Origin of the sequence: Paraburkholderia elongata (genome assembly GCF_013177735.1) — a bacterium.
GTDB classification, from domain to species: Bacteria; Pseudomonadota; Gammaproteobacteria; order Burkholderiales; family Burkholderiaceae; genus Paraburkholderia; species Paraburkholderia elongata.
Genome location: NZ_WOEZ01000005.1, coordinates 37026 through 54021, shown reverse-complemented (window position 1 = coordinate 54021; position 16996 = coordinate 37026). Strand labels below are relative to the sequence as shown.

General features: G+C 58.8%; 18 protein-coding genes, 1 tRNA gene and 1 pseudogene. 8 read left to right on the top strand and 12 right to left on the bottom strand.

Annotated elements, in window-relative coordinates; genetic code table 11:
- Window positions 1–24 precede the first annotated feature (24 nt).
- From rpsU to dnaG, 3 genes are all read left to right on the top strand, one after another.
- Window positions 25–237: a 30S ribosomal protein S21 gene (gene rpsU / locus GNZ13_RS00985; protein WP_172159667.1), complete on the top strand. Its 213-nt coding sequence runs from the start codon at window positions 25–27 to the stop codon at window positions 235–237.
- A gap of 250 nt (window positions 238–487) precedes the next feature.
- Entirely contained in the window at window positions 488–934 is a 447-nt protein-coding gene (locus tag GNZ13_RS00980) for a GatB/YqeY domain-containing protein (protein ID WP_028196181.1), read from the top strand.
- A gap of 78 nt (window positions 935–1012) precedes the next feature.
- Entirely contained in the window at window positions 1013–2884 is a 1872-nt protein-coding gene (gene dnaG, locus GNZ13_RS00975) for a DNA primase (RefSeq protein WP_172159665.1), read from the top strand.
- Between the two features lie 23 nt (window positions 2885–2907).
- Here the strand turns inward: dnaG and GNZ13_RS54120 are convergent, their stop codons facing one another.
- Window positions 2908–3183, bottom strand: a complete 276-nt coding sequence (locus GNZ13_RS54120; RefSeq protein WP_407945596.1) for a DNA primase — start codon at window positions 3181–3183, stop codon at window positions 2908–2910.
- Here GNZ13_RS54120 and rpoD point away from each other — a divergent pair.
- Window positions 3182–5383, top strand: a complete 2202-nt coding sequence (gene rpoD, locus GNZ13_RS00970) for an RNA polymerase sigma factor RpoD (protein ID WP_407945595.1) — start codon at window positions 3182–3184, stop codon at window positions 5381–5383. The two genes, GNZ13_RS54120 and rpoD, sit on opposite strands and share 2 nt — an antisense overlap.
- A 159-nt stretch (window positions 5384–5542) precedes the next feature.
- Window positions 5543–5630 (top strand) — tRNA-Ile (locus tag GNZ13_RS00965).
- Between the two features lie 126 nt (window positions 5631–5756).
- Here the strand turns inward: GNZ13_RS00965 and GNZ13_RS00960 are convergent.
- The 3 genes from GNZ13_RS00960 to GNZ13_RS00950 form a co-directional block, all read right to left on the bottom strand.
- Window positions 5757–6206: a hypothetical protein gene (locus GNZ13_RS00960; protein WP_172159661.1), complete on the bottom strand. Its 450-nt coding sequence runs from the start codon at window positions 6204–6206 to the stop codon at window positions 5757–5759.
- A 63-nt stretch (window positions 6207–6269) separates the two neighbouring features.
- Window positions 6270–6476, bottom strand: coding sequence for a hypothetical protein (locus GNZ13_RS00955; protein WP_172159659.1), 207 nt, complete (start codon window positions 6474–6476; stop codon window positions 6270–6272).
- Between the two features lie 38 nt (window positions 6477–6514).
- Window positions 6515–6763 carry a hypothetical protein gene (locus GNZ13_RS00950; protein ID WP_172159657.1) on the bottom strand — a complete coding sequence of 83 codons (249 nt, stop codon included), beginning with the start codon at window positions 6761–6763 and terminating at the stop codon, window positions 6515–6517.
- A gap of 257 nt (window positions 6764–7020) precedes the next feature.
- Between GNZ13_RS00950 and GNZ13_RS00945 the strand changes: the two genes are divergently transcribed.
- Window positions 7021–7674 carry a TetR/AcrR family transcriptional regulator gene (locus GNZ13_RS00945; RefSeq protein WP_172159655.1) on the top strand — a complete coding sequence of 218 codons (654 nt, stop codon included), beginning with the start codon at window positions 7021–7023 and terminating at the stop codon, window positions 7672–7674.
- On the opposite strand, the pseudogene GNZ13_RS00940 reads toward GNZ13_RS00945, so the two are convergent.
- The 3 genes and pseudogenes from GNZ13_RS00940 to GNZ13_RS00930 all read right to left on the bottom strand — a co-directional run.
- Window positions 7655–7822: pseudogene (locus GNZ13_RS00940) on the bottom strand (3-hydroxyacyl-CoA dehydrogenase NAD-binding domain-containing protein); the annotation flags it as partial. The gene GNZ13_RS00945 and the pseudogene GNZ13_RS00940 sit on opposite strands and share 20 nt — an antisense overlap.
- Before the next feature lie 219 nt (window positions 7823–8041).
- The gene (locus GNZ13_RS00935) at window positions 8042–8482 is read right to left on the bottom strand and encodes a nuclear transport factor 2 family protein (RefSeq protein ID WP_172159653.1); all 441 of its coding nucleotides are present in this window, start codon (window positions 8480–8482) and stop codon (window positions 8042–8044) included.
- 50 nt (window positions 8483–8532) lie between these two features.
- Window positions 8533–9414, bottom strand: coding sequence for a pirin family protein (locus GNZ13_RS00930; RefSeq protein ID WP_236001754.1), 882 nt, complete (start codon window positions 9412–9414; stop codon window positions 8533–8535).
- A gap of 101 nt (window positions 9415–9515) precedes the next feature.
- On the opposite strand from GNZ13_RS00930, the gene GNZ13_RS00925 reads away from it, so the two are divergent.
- Complete coding sequence (locus tag GNZ13_RS00925) at window positions 9516–10400, top strand: LysR family transcriptional regulator (protein WP_172159702.1); 885 nt, start codon at window positions 9516–9518, stop codon at window positions 10398–10400.
- 97 nt (window positions 10401–10497) lie between these two features.
- Here the strand turns inward: GNZ13_RS00925 and GNZ13_RS00920 are convergent, their stop codons facing one another.
- Window positions 10498–11334: an aldo/keto reductase gene (locus GNZ13_RS00920; protein ID WP_172159651.1), complete on the bottom strand. Its 837-nt coding sequence runs from the start codon at window positions 11332–11334 to the stop codon at window positions 10498–10500.
- A gap of 301 nt (window positions 11335–11635) precedes the next feature.
- Complete coding sequence (locus GNZ13_RS00915; RefSeq protein WP_172159649.1) at window positions 11636–12727, bottom strand: porin; 1092 nt, start codon at window positions 12725–12727, stop codon at window positions 11636–11638.
- Window positions 12728–13011: 284 nt separating this feature from the next.
- Between GNZ13_RS00915 and GNZ13_RS00910 the strand changes: the two genes are divergently transcribed.
- Entirely contained in the window at window positions 13012–13788 is a 777-nt protein-coding gene (locus GNZ13_RS00910) for an IclR family transcriptional regulator (RefSeq protein ID WP_172159647.1), read from the top strand.
- Between the two features lie 146 nt (window positions 13789–13934).
- Here GNZ13_RS00910 and GNZ13_RS00905 read toward each other — a convergent pair whose 3' ends face one another.
- Genes GNZ13_RS00905 through GNZ13_RS00895 form a run of 3 tightly spaced genes read right to left on the bottom strand, consistent with a single transcriptional unit; the run spans window position 13935 to window position 16977 of the window.
- On the bottom strand, window positions 13935–14801 hold the full coding sequence (locus GNZ13_RS00905; RefSeq protein WP_172159645.1) for an alpha/beta fold hydrolase: 867 nt from the start codon (window positions 14799–14801) through the stop codon (window positions 13935–13937).
- 47 nt (window positions 14802–14848) lie between these two features.
- Window positions 14849–15958: a flavin reductase gene (locus GNZ13_RS00900; RefSeq protein WP_172159642.1), complete on the bottom strand. Its 1110-nt coding sequence runs from the start codon at window positions 15956–15958 to the stop codon at window positions 14849–14851.
- Window positions 15955–16977 (bottom strand): LLM class flavin-dependent oxidoreductase, encoded by a 1023-nt coding sequence (locus GNZ13_RS00895; protein WP_172159640.1) that lies wholly within the window; start codon window positions 16975–16977, stop codon window positions 15955–15957. The genes GNZ13_RS00900 and GNZ13_RS00895 overlap by 4 nt, the downstream gene beginning before the upstream one ends.
- Window positions 16978–16996 lie beyond the last annotated feature (19 nt).

Genomic DNA, 16996 nt, shown 5'->3' with positions numbered 1-16996 from the left:
TTTACAAAGTTCCGTTATTGAAAAATGACGACCATCCGCGTAAAAGACAACGAGCCGTTTGAAGTTGCCATGCGCCGCTTCAAGCGCACGATGGAGAAAAACGGGTTGCTGACGGAACTTCGCACCCGCGAGTTTTACGAAAAGCCTACGGCTGAACGCAAGCGCAAGAAGGCGGCTGCGGTTAAGCGTCATTTCAAGCGTCTGCGTGGCCAGATGCTGCCAAAGAAGTTCTACTGATTCTGGCGTTGCCGCGGTTCCCATCGAACGGAGCGGCGACATCCAACCGGTGAGGGCACAGCAGGTGCCGTCACGGAAAACACGGCCCTTCGGGCCAGCCGGCAGGGTCGCATCCACTACGCAAAATCGCGCCAACCCGCTTGAGGAAGCAGTCCCAAGCGGGCGTTTGTGTTGGATACGGTGTGTTGATGCAGGGTACTGGTGCGGTTAGCCGGCCGGTTTTTAAATTTTCAACGCATTCAGGTGAGTGATGAGTCTCAAGGACCAGATCAACGACGATATGAAGGCTGCCATGCGGGCGCGTGAGACCGAGCGTCTCGGCACGATCCGTTTGCTGCTCGCCGCGGTCAAGCAGCGCGAAGTCGACGAACGCGTCACCCTTGACGACGCGGCGATCACCGCCGTCATCGACAAGATGATCAAGCAGCGCAAAGACTCGATCAGCCAGTTCGAAGCCGCTGGCCGCACGGATCTCGCCGACAAGGAAAAGGCCGAGCTGGCCATCCTGTCCGCCTATATGCCGGCGCAGATGTCCGAAGCGGAGATCGTTGCCGAAGTTCAGGCGGCGGTCGCGCAAACTGGCGCTGCCGGCCCGCAGGACATGGGCAAGGTGATGGGCGTGCTCAAGCCGAAGCTGGCCGGCCGCGCCGACATGACCGCTGTCTCGGCACAAGTCAAAGCCGCGCTCGCGAAGTAATTCCTGTATTTCCGGTCTGCGCGCACTGTTGCTCGACAGCGCGCGCAGCCTTGAGCTTTTTAGGTAGCGTCATTCACTGTGATTCCACCGTCATTCCTGCAGGACCTGCTCAACCGCGTCGATATCGTCGACGTGGTCGGCCGGTATGTGCAGTTGAAAAAGGGCGGCGCGAACTTCATGGGGCTGTGCCCGTTTCACAACGAGAAAAGCCCTTCGTTTACGGTTAGTTCGACTAAACAGTTTTATCACTGCTTCGGCTGCGGCGCGCATGGCACGGCGATCGGCTTCCTGATGGAGCACGTCGGCTCCACGTTCCCAGAAGCGGTCAACGAACTTGCGCAATCGGTCGGATTGACCGTGCCGAACGAGCCTTCGCCGGGATATGGGGGCGGTGGCGGTTCCGGCGGGTATTCGCCGGCCGCGTCCAAGGCGGTCACCACGGCACTGTCCGATGTTATGCAGACCGCATGCGATTTCTACCGCAAGCAGTTGCGCGGCGCGCCGGCCGCGATCCAGTATCTGAAGAAACGCGGCCTGACCGGCGAGATCGCCGCCCGCTTCGGCCTCGGCTACGCACCGGACGGCTGGCAGAACCTCGAACCCGCGTTCCCCAACTATCGGGACGATTCACTGGTCGAATCGGGTCTTGTGATCGTCAGCGAAAAGTCGGATGCGCAAGGCCAGAACCGCCGATACGACCGCTTTCGCGAGCGGATCATGTTCCCAATACGCAATGTGAAGGGGCAGGTGATCGGCTTCGGCGGGCGCGTGCTGGACGGCGGCGAACCCAAATATTTGAATTCACCGGAAACGCCTCTATTTAACAAAGGCAGCGAGCTGTATGGGCTGTTCGAGGCACGTTTGGCGATTCGCGAACAGCATTACGTGCTGGTGGTCGAAGGCTACATGGACGTGGTCGCGCTGGCCCAATTGGGGTTCCAGAACGCGGTGGCCACGCTCGGCACGGCCTGCACGCCGATTCATGTGCAGAAACTGATGCGTCAGACCGATACGGTCATCTTCAGCTTCGACGGCGATTCGGCAGGGCGCCGCGCCGCGCGTCGTGCGCTGGATGCCTGCCTGCCGCATGCGGCGGACAACCGGACCATCCGGTTCCTGTTTCTGCCGTCCGAGCACGATCCGGACAGCTACGTGCGCGAATTCGGCACGGAAGCGTTCGCCGAGCAGGTCGAGCGCGCCATGCCGCTGTCGCAGTTCATGCTGAACGAGGTGCTGACCGGCAAGGAACTGGACCAGCCGGAAGGCCGGGCCCGCGCGCTGTTCGACGCGAAACCGCTGCTGCAGCAACTGCCGGCCAATGCGTTGCGCGCGCAGATCATGCATATGTTCGCCGACCGGCTCGACGTGCCGTTCGACGAAGTGGCCGCCTTATGCGAGGTCGACGCCCGGATTGCGGCGGCCGCCCGTTTGGCGCCGGCCCGCAAGGACCGGCGCAGTGTGACCGGGATCGAGGAAAAGACGCTGCGCAATCTGGTGATGTATCCGCGGACGGTGGCGGTGCTCGACGAGGAAGCCGAGCAGGCGCTTCTGAGCGTCACGCGGCACGGCGAGCTGTTCGAAGAAGTGACGACGCATGCGCGCGCGCTGGGCGATTCGGCGGAGTTTCAGTTGCTGTCCGACCTATTGCGAAACGGCGCGAATGCCCCAACTTTCGAGGAAATCTTTCGCAAAATTCTAGACTATGATGAAAATGTCCGGGATTTGCTGCTGAAGGACCCGGAGGATGCGACCGTCATCGAGGAACGGCGTGAGCAGGAACGGATCGTCGGAGAGGAGCTGAAAGCGGCGATTCTGAAGATGCGATACGACGCTTACTGTGATCGTCTCGAGCAGCTTTCGCGGCAATCCCGGCACACACCGGAGGAGTTTGCGGAGCTGACGGGCCTGAATCAGAAGCGGGCTGAGATGAAGCGCCAGCTCGGGCTGTAAGCGGGATGGCAGAAGCCTGGGTGCTATAATAAAAGGTTTCTAGCGGTTTGTTTTTTCAATGGTTTTCCTAGCAAAGGCGAAAAGGCGATTGCGATGGCAAAGACACCAGGCGGAAAAAAAGCAACAGGCACGGGCTCGAACGAGCCGACCAGAAAGGTCACTGAAGCCAAGTTAGCTTCTTCCCCCAGAAAAACGTCTGCCGCAAGCGTCACACCTCCTGCCGGGAAGAAATCCTCGACCACTTCCGCTGCGCCCGCGGAGCCGGTCAGGGCGGCGAAAGCTGTACCACTACCGGCCATAAAACAGCCGGGTGTCAGAAGCGCAAGGGAAGCGCCTGCCGTGCAGGACGATGCGGTAGAGCGCGAGACTCCAGTATCCACGGTTCAACCGGCTGTTGTCCAACAGCCGCGAGTCGAGACTACAGCCGGTACGACGAACTCCATGACGAAAAAGCTGAACGAAACACCCGTTGATGACGACGCAACCCAAAGCGACGCAACCCAAAGCGAAGAAACCCCTGCGGCCGTTCCAGGCAAGGTGGAAAAGGTCAAGGCTCGCGATCGTCGTGCAAAGGAAAAAGCGCTGCTGAAAGACGCGTTCGCGTCGTCGCAGCCGGGCACCGTCGAGGAACTCGAAGAGCGCCGCTCCAAACTGCGCGCGCTGATCAAGCTCGGCAAGGAGCGCGGCTTCCTCACGTACGCGGAAATCAACGACCACCTCCCGGACAACTTCACCGAGACCGAGGCGATCGAAGGCATCATCAGCACGTTCAACGACATGGGCGTGGCGGTGTACGAGCAGGCGCCGGACGCTGAAACGCTGCTGTTGAACGACAACGCACCCGCTGCTTCGTCGGACGACGAAGTGGAAGAGGAAGCGGAAGTCGCGCTCTCCACCGTCGACTCCGAATTCGGCCGCACCACCGACCCGGTCCGCATGTACATGCGTGAAATGGGTACGGTCGAGCTGCTCACGCGCGAAGGCGAAATCGAAATCGCGAAGCGGATCGAAGACGGCCTCAAGCACATGGTGATGGCTATCTCTGCGTGCCCGACCACGATCGCCGACATTCTCGCCATGGCTGAGCGCGTCGCGAACGAGGAAATCCGCATCGACGAACTGGTCGACGGCCTGATCGACGCCAACGCGGATGATGCGGACGGCTTCTCGGCGCAGGAAGCGGAAGCGATCGAAAGCGAAGACGAGGAAGTCGAGGAAGAAGACGCGGACGACGAGGAAGAAGACGACGGCACGGCGCAAGCCACGGCCAACGCAGCGCAGATGGAAGCGCTCAAGCGTGCGTCCCTCGAGAAGTTCGCCATGATCAGCGAATGGTTCGACAAGATGCGTCGCGCGTTCGAGAAGGAAGGCTACAAGTCCAAGTCGTATCTGAAGGCGCAGGAAACGATCCAGAACGAACTGATGACGATCCGCTTTACCGCGCGCACCGTCGAGCGTCTGTGCGACACGTTGCGTGCGCAAGTAGACGAAGTGCGTCAGGTCGAGCGTCAGATCCTGCATACCGTGGTCGACAAGTGCGGCATGCCGCGTGCGGAATTCATCGCGCGTTTCCCGGGCAGCGAAACGGATCTGGAATGGGCTGACAAGATCGTCGGCGAAGGTCACGCGTATAGCGCGATCCTCACGCGTAACATTCCGGCCATTCGCGAGCAGCAGCAACGTCTGTTGGATTTGCAAGCGCGCGTCGTGCTGCCGCTGAAGGACCTGAAGGAAACCAACCGTCAGATGGCGGCCGGCGAACTGAAGGCGCGTCAGGCGAAGCGCGAAATGACCGAGGCGAACTTGCGTCTCGTGATCTCGATCGCGAAGAAGTACACGAACCGTGGCCTGCAGTTCCTCGACCTGATTCAGGAAGGCAACATCGGCCTGATGAAGGCGGTGGACAAGTTCGAATATCGTCGTGGCTACAAGTTCTCCACGTATGCAACGTGGTGGATCCGTCAGGCCATTACGCGTTCGATTGCTGACCAGGCGCGTACGATCCGGATTCCGGTTCACATGATCGAGACGATCAACAAGATGAACCGCATCTCGCGTCAGATTTTGCAGGAAACCGGTCTCGAGCCGGATCCGGCAACGCTGGCCGAGAAGATGGAGATGCCGGAAGACAAGATCCGCAAGATCATGAAGATCGCGAAGGAGCCGATCTCGATGGAAACGCCGATCGGTGACGACGACGATTCGCATCTGGGTGACTTCATCGAAGATACGAACACGGTCGCGCCGGCCGACGCCGCCTTGCACGCCAGCATGCGCGATGTCGTGAAGGACGTGCTCGACTCGCTGACGCCGCGTGAAGCGAAGGTGCTGCGGATGCGTTTCGGTATCGAGATGAGCACCGATCACACGCTCGAAGAAGTCGGTAAGCAGTTCGACGTGACGCGTGAGCGGATCCGTCAGATCGAAGCGAAGGCGCTGCGCAAGCTGCGTCACCCGAGCCGTTCGGACAAGCTGAAGTCGTTCCTCGAAGGGAATTGATCGAGGTCGGCGGGATGTAGCAAGTCTAGGGGCTTCCTGGTTGTTTCGCGAGAGCGAAGCGGTCACGGAGGCCCCTTTTTCGTGTAGTATGTCGGCCTGTCAGTGACTAGGCCCGGACTTCATGACCGGGTCTTTTTCTTGGCTGTTTTAGTTTTCTCAGGGCCGGACGCCGTGCTGGTTGCAGGCAGCGGACTCATAATCCGCCTCCGAAAGGACATCGTCGGTTCGACTCCGACCCGGCCCACCAATAAATAAAATACAAGGCAGCATCGGCGCGCACGTCGCGCTTTCCCACGCCTCGAAGTGCTGGGTGCGTAGCGCCCGCTATTGCTTTTTCAGCCCCTTACGCTGACTGACCGCGCTGCTGAGCGCGTCACGGTCCGCTGCAGAAAATGGCCGTTAGTAGTAGGGGGGCTACTTGATGAATGACAGCGCCGCTGCCGGCCTGGCGCGCGTGCGCTTCTACTGACTCGGTCGGGCCCATCACTACCACACCATAGGCTGAGTCTGTAACAGGCTGGCCATCTCCACGTTTGAACAGTGCATCGTTGTGTTCATACCCGAGGACGGCGTAGACGCGAAAGCCAAATGCCGTCAGGTTGCTGCCGTGCGCCGGTCGAAATGCGTTGACCGAGTTCGCTTCGACGCGCATCGGCTTCGGATCGATGTACTGGTCCTTCAGGAGCGGGGCGATGAACGCGTGTGCGTTCGATCTACAGTCGAGTTGCGGATCGAGCGCGTAGGCGTAGGACAAGACTGGAGGGAGCCCCGCGGCGATAGCAATGAGCGCCGCCACCCAGGCGTAGATTGCGGAAACCTTCATCAGTCTCTCCATCCAATCGAGCTTGCTCTCCAGTGTGAGCGAACTCGATCCGGCGCCATTTCTTCAAAATAACGAAGACTCCGCGCACAGGCTGCCCTGACACTGAGACCCATCGGACTCCTCGTTATTCGCCAGTGCCGATTCCAACGCGTGAACAAAACGCTGAAACGCATCCAGCGTTCCATGGACGCTTCGGTACTCGGTGCGACCGATTTTGCCGTCAAGTACGATCAGCATTCCAGCATCCGCCGCCAATTCCAGGATGTTCATTCCGTTCTCCCGAGATCGCCCGACTATCGACCCGTCGCTCATGCCGCAAGCGGGTAAGCGCGCATCGCCGGCGTGCTCGCCTTTGCCGGGAACACGTTCCACGAACCGTCATCGTGCCGGAAGAAAACGATGGTCAAACCTTCGTCCGGCCGCATCACGCCGATGCGCACGTAGCGCCTTCGATCCGATGGTGTGCGACTGAACTCCATCACGCGTACCGCCACCACCGCAGAGTGCCCAAACCACTTTGCGACCAGTGATCGCAAGCACATCTTGCCGGAACCCATCTCGCTCTCCTCTCACCGCGGCGCCACCATCGTGTCCCGCCAATTCGTGGCTGGAACATTGCAACGTCTTGTCGGTTACCTTACCGACAACTATAGGTTGGATAACCTATAAATCAACCGCTTAATTTGGATGTGAGGGTAAACGATATTTGCCTTTAGAAGCTTTGATTCATTGGACATTTCGTGCGTCGATGTTTGGGAAAACCGGTTTCTCAACCTATACTTAAGTCAGGTTAGATAACCTATTCGGAGTGCACGTGAAAAAACTGACCCTCACTTCCGCAGCGATATTTGATCCACGAACCGCGACACTCGCGAGGCAGCGCGGCAATCGGGAGAGCCGGGTGCCTGAGATCATCGATGTATCGATCAACGTGCTGATCGCGGCGGGTTACGCGGGGTACACGATCAACCGCGTGGCCAATGATGCGGGCATTCGCCTGAGCACGTTACAGCACTATTTTTCGACCCGTGAAGCGCTATTGCGCGCCACGATCGAGGAGGTCGCAAAGCGGTACTTCGAACGCTTTCGAGGCTTTGCCGAAAACAGAAACCGCTCCCCGCAGGCGCGGCTCGAAGCGATCATCGACGACGCTTTCGCCGAGTTTGTCAAACCTGGGATGCCTGCAGCCATCTTCGAAAGTTGGGGGTTGGCGCTGCATGAACCGTTTGCGCGCGATGTGGTCGTGGAGATACAAAAGCAGTTCACGAGGCTTTTTGCGAAGCTCGTTGGCGAATTCAATCCGGCACTGTCGATGGAGGAGCGCGAATTGCGTGGCGCATTGATCGTGTCCAGTTGCCAGGGCCTGGTTATTTTCCTTCGCTGGAGTGAAGACAACCCCTCGCAACTGCATGCCTTCCGCAAGGCTGTCAAGGTCGTATGGAGCGGCCTCGGCAAGGCTGAGGAATGAGCACGCCCGCAGTGATCGAGATCGATGAAGTGTTCGACGCGATGATCGCATCGGATCGCGCCACGGATTCGATCTGCTTCAGGATGCGAATCTTCAGATCAAGATTTTCGGTGGCAGCTTCGACCACGAGATCGGCGAGCGCGAGGCGCCTGCCGCCGGACCCTGACGACAAAGCCAGGCGTCGTACAAGCGTTCGTCCTCACTCGGTAACGCACGAATTCCAGTCGTCCGTCACTTGCTCGAAACGCTTGCTGCGGGACGCGGAGAGTAAAGCCGGCTATGGTAGAAGCGGCCGTCATCCCGCCGATCCAATGCGTCGCGAAGCAATTGGCTTATGTTTGTTCGACTGCCGCCGCGGCAAGCCCCTTCACCACTGGCTCTTGCGGTTCTTCCACAGGAAGCGTTCGGTGTCTTCTGAAACATAATCGGGATCGAGATAAACCGAGACACGTTCAATGAGGCCGCCCCGGATCTCGAACACGTTGCAGAAGCGCCCGCCAGCTGTAACGCCGCCATGCCACTCTTCACCTGATTTCATTCGTCCAGACGAGAGACCCTCGACGACCACCTTGTCGCCAGCGACAATGACAGCTGACCGGTCCACGTAATGGGTAATGCTCTCAAGCCGACCCTGCAGACCTGTCATGCAGGCGACGAAATCCTCCGTTCCCTTGCCGATCCCAAACTTCGGAAAGTAAAACTCGAAGTCGTCAGCGAAGAGTTCGAACAACTCTGGAGCGCCACGGTCGAGCCTGTCGAAATAAGCGACGGCCACATCGGCCGGTGAAAGAATCGCGCTGCCTGTCATGACTTTCCGCTTCTAAAAGAAAATTACGGTTTGGCAAAAGAGCTACAACGTCAACCATTTCGGGCCGTGGCGATGCGACGCTGCGCAGCCAGATCGCGACCGATGCGGCGGATCTCAGTCTCACCCTGTGCAAGCGCGTCCGGGCTCGTGTGCACCGAGTAGTGGCCGAGCACCAATGGATAGGGGTGCTTGATAGCGGAGCCGATGACGAACGACGTCGCGCCCTCGGCATGCAGCTCGATGGGCGCCCCGTCGGATTCCTCGAACACGGCGAGTTCCCCTGCCTCGATCGGCTCGGATGCGTTCAGGCGGCCTTTGTCGATCGCCAGCCACGCGACGTTGTGTCCGACCGGCGGCACGTATCGCCACGTATCCCCAGCGCTCAGTTCAACATGGAAATAGTTGATGCCTTCAGGCGCGCGGATATCGCTCGCTGCAGATCCGTGGCGGCCGAGGATTACGCGGACTGGCCCATCCCGCTGGACCTGGGCTGGCGAGATGTACTGGCTTTCCGGCGGCGAATTCTCCAGCGAGGGCGGAAGGGCGACCCAGAGTTGAAAGAGGCGTACGGTTTCGCCTGGCAATACGTTTCCGTCGTGCCAGACACCATTGCCGGCCTTCATCCATTCGAGGCCGCCGGCTCGAAGTTCGCCATTCTTGCCGGTCGTATCTTCATAGGAGATTCCGCCACTCAGCACGGTGGTGAGTGTTGCGATGCCCGAGTGCGGGTGGAACCCGAACATCGGCTTGCCGGTCGGTACGACCACGGCGTGATCAAGGAACACAAAAGGCTTGATCAACTCTCCGAGATCGGAGGGACTGGCCAGACGAGTAATGCCGCCGTGCGCACTGCCGCCGGTGCGAAAAGCGATCCGGCGCGGCGCCAGCATTGTTTGCGGAATCGGGGTGAGTACGGCTGTGTCGATGTTCATGGCTCTGCCTCAAAAAAGCGTGATACGGGTAAGGTAAGAGCTTGCGCTACATCTTAAAAGCCTATATTTTTAGATTCTACGTATCGATATAGGCGATGGATATGCTTGACGGTATTACGTTGGACCAGCTTCGGACCTTCATCGCAGCGGTCGATGAAGGCAGCTTTTCGGCAGCCGGACGAAAGCTCCGGCGCGCGCAATCGGTGGTCAGCCAGACCCTCGCGAATCTCGAGGTACAGCTCGGGGTGAAGCTGTTTGATCGCACTGCCCGCTACCCGAAGCTTACCGATGCAGGTAAGAGCTTGCTGCTCGACGCCCGTTCCGTGGCTGACACGATCGATGGTTTCAAGGCTCGAGCGCGCGCGATGCGAGAGGGTCTGGAGCCCGAGCTCTCCGTTGCGATGGACGTGATGTACCCAATGGACAGCTTGACGAGCGCGGCGGCTCAGTCCCAAAAGGATTATCCGCACACGCCGCTGCGGCTCTATGTCGAGGCGCTGGGCGGCGTGATGAAGCTGGTGCTCGACCAGATTTGCAATATTGGCGTGATTGGCACTCTGCCGATCGTGACGGACGAACTGCAGGTCGAATCCTTGCGCGAGCTTGAGCTGGTTACCGTCGTAAGCCCCTCTCATCCGCTCGCAAATTTCCAAGGCATTATCTCCGCTGCCGCAATGAAGAAGCACGTGCAACTCGTACTCAGCGACCGAACCGCGCTGTCCCAAGGGCGCGAATTCGGTGTACTGTCCCCCTCGACGTGGAGGCTCGCGGATATGGGGGCCAAGCATGCCTTTCTGAAGGCGGGCCTGGGCTGGGGGCATATGCCCCTGCACATGGTGAAGCCGGATCTCGACAGTGGCACCTTGGTGACGATTCGCGTTGAAGGCTTGCCGCGCGATACGAGGATGCCGATGAAGGTTGTTTACCGTAAGGACGCGCCGCCAGGGCCGGCTGCTCGCGCGTTCATCGCACAGCTCGGGAAGTAGGCTACTTACCTCGTGTAACCCGGTGTTGCATGCTTTGGTCTCTAAACGCGAACCCGGCCATTCCGAATGTCTGGCTATCGCGCCAGAGACCAGACGGTCAAGCGCCTGTACTATCCCACAGCGGGGCAAGACCGGGCGGATCTACAATTCTGCTGTCTTCCGTCGCCAACGCGTGTATAGCCGCCATGTCCGCGCCGTCCAACTCAAAGTCGAATACCGCTATGTTTTGCGCCAGTCGACTGATCCGCGTGGTTCTCGAAAGCGCCACAACGCCGCGCTGTTGAACAAGCCACCGTAAAATGATCTGGGCGATGGTTTTGTCATGGCGTGCCGCGATCTCCTTGAGCGTTTGATCCGAGAAGACGCGGCCAATCGCCATGCCGCAATATCCTGTCACGGCGAGCCCAGCCTCGCGCGTGCTTTCGATGAGCAAGGATTGATTCAGATACGGATGGTATTCGAACTGATTCGTTACCAGCGGAATTGCCGAGAGCCGGATCGCTTCCGTCAACAGTGCACGATTGAAATTGCTGACGCCTATGTGCCGGACCTTGCCTGCGCGCACGACCGCATTGAGCTCCGCGATCTGTTCGGCGAGAGGCACATCCGATCCCGGCCAGTGCAGCAGGAGTAGGTCGATATAGTCCGTCTTGAGCTTACGTAGACTCTCGTTGACGGACGCGTCGAAGTATTTTGCGGAGTAGTTGCTAACCCAGACCTTGGTCGTCAGAAATAATTCGCTTCTTGGGATGCCGGATACGGCGATGCAGTCGCCGATCTCCGCCTCGTTACGGTAGATTTGCGCGGTGTCGATATGACGGAAGCCGGCACGAAGGGCTGCGGGGATCATTCGATAAATGTCGTCGCCAGTCATCCCATAGGTGCCAAAGCCTATGGCCGGAATGGCCGCGTTACCGGCATGGACGTTTTGCATGAACTATTCCTTGTGGACTAGCCGATATACCCCTGCAACAGTGCAGGCAGCCTGAACGATGTAGCGTCCTCAATGGTGGCGGCTGGCGAAACAAACCGACCGCTCGGCGTGCGATCTCGTGGAGGGGAGGATAGGTGATGGCGTATCCGGAAAGAAGCCTATATATTTCGATGCAACCTATCGCCAGCGGCGATACATATAGGCGGGGTTTCTTTAGATCAATTGCACACATTTATTGCGGCCGCTTGAGGTTGTGCGGCCATGCAGTGCTCACCATCGGTCGACAGTTAACATCGCATTCCTAAAAGAAGTGCTGGATACCAACCGAGACGCCGGTCGTAGACCGACCGGATGCCACGCCTGCGCCCGTGAACGAGGCGACGCTATTGGCGCCCGACGCGTGTTGGTAGGTCACCTGCTGGTAGACCGTAGTTCTTTTCGAGAAGAGGTAAGAGTTCGAGATGGTAATGGTCTTCCAGTTTCCGCCGTCGAGATTTTCCACCCATCCGCCAATCGCGAGGACGTCATCGGGCTTGATCGTCCAGTTCACACCGGCGTCGACTGTGTTGGCGTTACCCTGGCCAGTCGCCAATGTGATGCGCGACTGCGTAAACGTGGCGTGCAGAAGCACGTTTTTCAGCTGATACGATGCCCCGAGCCCCCAATTGACGAGCTTTTTGGCAACAACGCCTTCGGCCTGAGGAAGTGAGGTTCCAAACAGCGACGGAAGACCAATGAAGCTGGAAAGTTCCAGAAAACGGTCGTTCTCGTTCGCGTACGTGGCTGCCAGACTCAGAGGTCCTCCCTTGTACTGGACAAAGAAAGAGTAGTCCCTGCTTTCGCCGAAATTGCCGGGCACATTTCCAAATGCAAATTCTGCCCCCGAGGAGAACCCGCCAAGAGTCGGGCTCACATATTTCACCGCATTGTTGAACTGGAAGAAGTTGGCAATTTCATCCAGGTTACCCTCGTGAAGCGAGAGAATGTTGCCGAGGAGGAAAGGCGTTTGATAATTGGCCAGAACGTCATACATGAAGCTGGGTTGGTGACCGAGCGTCAACGTACCATAGGTGTCCGATTGCAGTCCAACATACGCCTTTCTATTGAATAGCGTCCCGGGGACAAGTTGCCGGCCGTTGTTTAGCAAGTACTCGTTCTGAAGATCGAAGATGGTGCGGAGCCCGCCACCGAGGTCCTCAACGCCCTTCAAGCCGAAAATGTCGGGTGAGTGCGTGTTTCCCTCCTGGAATAGGGCGTGTCCTCCGACGTTGCTTATGTACTGTACTGCAGTGTCCGCGATTCCATATAAGGTAACGCTGGACTGCGCGTTGGCGGCACCGGTCACAGAAAGTGCGACGATCGCGCCTGCCACCGTACGTCCAAAAATTGCCATGCCTTGTCTCCGATCCGGTTGTTACTCTTCCGAAGAAGTTATATGAATAAAAGGAAAGGTAAAAAATTTGTAGTACTTATGAAATGAGATGCTAAAAATTCAAACGTTTGTTCCGGCTACTCGCTTGTCCCCGATTGCTCCAGCTTGCCGGTGTTGCATTCAACAATAATGAATGACATAATTTATGTTGAACACTATAGGGGTCACCCTTAGACGTGTCAACATGACGACCGTCCGTGGAAACCCGGGGCGGTGCTTTTCTGTGACTTCCATATGGCTGAAAAATGACCAATGTGACTGCGAGGCGCGGCATTCAGTCTGTCGAGATTGCGTTCCGAATTCTTTCGGCGTTGCAGACGAGTGAGCGAGCACTCCCTCTCAAGGAGATTGCTGCGCTGTCCGAACTGTCGCCGAGCGCGACGAGCAACTACATGATTAGTCTGGTGCGGACCGGGCTTGCGTCGGCGGACGAAAAACCGGGGTGCTACAAGCTCGGGCCGGCGTCGCTTGCTTTGGGTATGAGCGCGATCAACCAGTTGGACGGATTCGATATCGTTCGTCGGGAGGTGATCGCCCTGCGAGAAGCAACTCTTAGTGGCGCGGCTGTGACCGCATGGACCGAAGATGGACCGGTTAGTCTCTTTAAGCAGGAGGGGCAGACGCGCAGTATTCTCGAGCTGAGAACCGGTCTGATTCCGCTGGTCACGACTGCTGCGGGAAAGCTGTTCATTGCCTGCCTTCAGCCTGCGCGCACCGACGATCTCATCAGCCGCGAACTGTCTGCGGGACAGGATTGGACTCCGGCTTCCTTGCGGGAAGAAGCGATCGCTGAATTGCGCAACTGTGGCTTCACAACGGTTCATCGTGGGGACATGGGTTACGTGTCTGTCGCGGCCCCTATCTGGGACAGGGACGGAGATCTCCGATTTGCCATCAGTCTCATCGGATCGCCCGCAACACTGAACACGGAAGTTGAAGGTAAAGAGATCAAGGCGCTACTCGATAGCGCGGTTCGATCTACGGTTGCACTGGGCGGAAAGGTCCCCAGCAAAATTGGGTAGAAGCCGGGCGCTCAATACCGATGCGCGCCGTCTGTCTCGGCGAGCGACAAGCAATGGACACGTTAGGGCCTGTTATTAGCGTGAACAGGCCCTAAAGCGAGGGCCACGGCTTGCGCCGCGGCCTCCTCATTGCATTCGTCCTTCCGTCAGTCTGTCCCGGCTGCGGCAGCTGCCAACACGATGGAATTGAATGCCTCTGGCGCTTCAAGCTTCGGCATGTGGCCGATTGCATCGAGTACGTGAAGTGTCGAATCGTGAGCAGCCTCGTGAATCGGCCTGGCATGGTCGTCAATTGGAGCGACGCGGTCCAGGTTGCCGATAATCACGGAGATAGGCGCCTGGATCGAAGGAACGACGGATGGCGTATACGTGGAGAAGAGCATGTCCACGGCGTGTTCCCAGCCTATAGGGGTCACCGCGTCTCTCAGCCGGGATACGACCGCGCGAACCAAGGGACCGGCGTTCGGAGCGACCAGAGCGTTGACCACAGCAGCGCGCGCCTCGGTCGATTGTGCCGCTGCGCTTCGCATCAGGACTTCTCGCGCCAGGTCGCGCTCTGTGCCGGATAGATGTCCTCGTGCAACATTGGGTGCGCTCAATACGACGGCGCGCGTTGCCGACGGGTATCGCGCCGCAAACGTTGCAGCGATGACACTACCCCATGAACTGCCTACGACGGTTGCACGCGAGACGCCGAGCGCAGACAGCAGGGCCATGAGCGCATCCGCATAATCCGTGGCGGCCGGCGTGCCGATCGCAAAGGGGCTGCTTTGTCCATAGCCGGGGGCGTCCCAGGCAATTACCCGATGGCTCTTGCTCAGTGCGGCGAGCTGCGCGCGGTATCCCGCCGAGCTCGAACCAATGCCATGCAGCAGCACGATGGCGGGCGCGCGCTCGTCGCCGGCAGCCCGATACGTGATGACCCGTTTATCGCCGAGTGTGGGGAGATTCAATGATGCCTGTTCGACGGCGGGCAACGAGGATTCAAGTAGATGGCTATCTGTTTCAGTCATGATTGGAGTTTGGCCGAGATGTAAGTTGCGTTAAGGTGAATATCATTTCACGCTTCTCTCAATGCAGCGGAGATCTCATGCGCGGCGTCCCTGAGGGCTTCAGCACAATGGCCGTCAGCCGCGGCATCGAAATGCTCTGCCGGGCCGATCGCCGTCAGTGCCAGCACGGCGAGTCCGCTCGGGGAAAGAATGGGCACGCTGATGGCGTTGGCGAGCACCCGGTCGTCATAAAACGGCCCGGGGCGCCTCGTCGCGACATGCGAAGCCCTGACGGATTCAAGTACGCTTGCGAGTGATTCCACGGTGAGGGGCAGTTCGCCAGACGCTTGTCGTCCGTTATCACGCAGCTCCGCCGTCACGAATCGATCGACCGCTTCGGGCGGAAGGAACGCCGCGAGAGCCAAGCCCGAAGCGGAGGAAGTCACCGGTAGCACAAGCCCCAGCGGCAGATCGGCGGCCACAGGCGTGGTTGCGGCTTGCCACGCGATCACCGTGGGACCGTGATTGCCCCACGCGACCAGCGCAAGTGTCTTGTCCAGTGTACGCGCGAGCCGCAACATGGCGCGGCTGGCCAGCCGGACAGCATGTGGCTGCGATTTCATCGCGCCTGCCGTTCCGACCGGCGCGCGGCCGAGGTCGTGCGGGTCGGCGACCAGATACTGCCCGCCGCCGAATACCAGTGGCCGCCGCGTGCTCTGGCGAATGCAATCCACCGACCCGACATAAATAACATGGTCTCCGCCTGGATAGCGGGAGACTACCTTGCACTCCAGCCATGCGCTGCAATCGCGCAGTAGCGGCAGCCCGTCGACCCCGAGGTCATAGTCGATGCCGGAGAATTTGTCCGGCGATCGGGTCGCAAAGTGATTGGCGAGGTCGTATTGGTGCTCAGCCAGGATGTTGATGGTGAATCGCTCAGCATCCTTGAACGCCGAATGGCTTCCCGCGGAGGTCGCCTGGCTCCATAGAACGAGAGGCGGATCCAGCGAGACCGAGGAAAACGAATTGGCGGTGAGGCCGTGCATTTTGCCCTCGGCATCGAGCGTGGTGACCACGGTGACGCCGGTTACGAAGGACCCGAGCACGTCTCTCAGCTGACGTTTGTCGAACGTCCTGATTGCAGGACGTTCGTGGTCTAACAGGATGCTTCCGGTCATGACAGGACCTTTTGCGCCTCGCTGAACGCCGGCATGATGGACTCGTGAAACAGACCGATAGACGTCTTTGCTTCGGAAACGGACATGTCGCCGAACATGAACGTTCCGATGAGGTAGTTGAAACCGCCGTCGTGCGCCTGCTCCAGCAGTTTTTCACGAACGGTTTCCGGCCGGCCCACCACGGCGAGGCCCGATTCCACGAGCGGCTCGATCGTCGGCGGAAGCTTCGCGTTGACCGGTTCCGTCCCGTGCTTCTTCCAGAGCTTGAAAAAGTTCGGATAGAAGACCGACCATGCCCGCGAGGCAATTTTCATGGCCTCCTGGTCCGTTTCCGCGACAACGATATAGCGATTCACGCCGATTAGCGGCTCAGGGGTGGACGGATGCCGTTTTGCGAATTCTTCGCGATATCGCTCGGTGATGGCTCTGACTCGCTGGACCGGGCCGCCGCACACAATGTTCATCTTCTCCTGGGCCGGCCATACCGTCGACTCAGGTGACGCCAGCGCGTACCAGGTCGGCGGAGGTGTCTGCAGCGGCTTGAGTTCGATCGGCATGTCGTTGAATTGCCAGAACGTCCCCTTATAGTCGAGGGTATCCGAGCTGAGATACCGCTTGATGATTTCATACGACTCGATGTATCTGGCCTGAGCCGTGGCCGGATCGATACCGAGCGCCTCGATTTCGTGGGGCGAGGCGCCTCGGCCCACGCCATACTCCAGGCGGCCGCCGCTCAGATTGTCGAGCATGCAAATTTCTTCAGCAAGACGCACTGGGTGGTGGATCGGGAGAATGTAGACCAGCGGAGACAGGCGCAGTTTCTTGGTGCGCTGCGCGGCAGCGGCAAGAAACACGCTTTGCGACGGGCAAGCGCTCAGCGTGGTCGCGTGGTGTTCCGACATGTGATAGCAATGGAAGCCGAGCCTGTCGTAAAGCTCGATAATCTGCATTCTGTCTTCGTACTGCTTATGAATAGGCAGCCCATTGCGATCGTTTTGATCAAATATACCGAATTTCATCGTTTTTCCAGTAAGGTGC

Coding starts and splice junctions, on each gene's coding strand:
- GNZ13_RS00905 (WP_172159645.1), bottom strand. CDS start 14,801: ATGACTGAAACAGATAGCCATCTACTTGAATCCTCGTTGCCCGCCGTC.
- GNZ13_RS00915 (WP_172159649.1), bottom strand. CDS start 12,727: ATGGCAATTTTTGGACGTACGGTGGCAGGCGCGATCGTCGCACTTTCT.
- GNZ13_RS00900 (WP_172159642.1), bottom strand. CDS start 15,958: ATGACCGGAAGCATCCTGTTAGACCACGAACGTCCTGCAATCAGGACG.
- GNZ13_RS00950 (WP_172159657.1), bottom strand. CDS start 6,763: ATGGGTTCCGGCAAGATGTGCTTGCGATCACTGGTCGCAAAGTGGTTT.
- GNZ13_RS00935 (WP_172159653.1), bottom strand. CDS start 8,482: ATGACAGGCAGCGCGATTCTTTCACCGGCCGATGTGGCCGTCGCTTAT.
- GNZ13_RS54120 (WP_407945596.1), bottom strand. CDS start 3,183: ATGGCCGGTAGTGGTACAGCTTTCGCCGCCCTGACCGGCTCCGCGGGC.
- GNZ13_RS00910 (WP_172159647.1), top strand. CDS start 13,012: ATGACCAATGTGACTGCGAGGCGCGGCATTCAGTCTGTCGAGATTGCG.
- rpsU (WP_172159667.1), top strand. CDS start 25: ATGACGACCATCCGCGTAAAAGACAACGAGCCGTTTGAAGTTGCCATG.
- GNZ13_RS00895 (WP_172159640.1), bottom strand. CDS start 16,977: ATGAAATTCGGTATATTTGATCAAAACGATCGCAATGGGCTGCCTATT.
- GNZ13_RS00925 (WP_172159702.1), top strand. CDS start 9,516: ATGCTTGACGGTATTACGTTGGACCAGCTTCGGACCTTCATCGCAGCG.
- GNZ13_RS00955 (WP_172159659.1), bottom strand. CDS start 6,476: ATGAACATCCTGGAATTGGCGGCGGATGCTGGAATGCTGATCGTACTT.
- GNZ13_RS00930 (WP_236001754.1), bottom strand. CDS start 9,414: ATGAACATCGACACAGCCGTACTCACCCCGATTCCGCAAACAATGCTG.
- GNZ13_RS00980 (WP_028196181.1), top strand. CDS start 488: ATGAGTCTCAAGGACCAGATCAACGACGATATGAAGGCTGCCATGCGG.
- GNZ13_RS00920 (WP_172159651.1), bottom strand. CDS start 11,334: ATGCAAAACGTCCATGCCGGTAACGCGGCCATTCCGGCCATAGGCTTT.
- GNZ13_RS00960 (WP_172159661.1), bottom strand. CDS start 6,206: ATGAAGGTTTCCGCAATCTACGCCTGGGTGGCGGCGCTCATTGCTATC.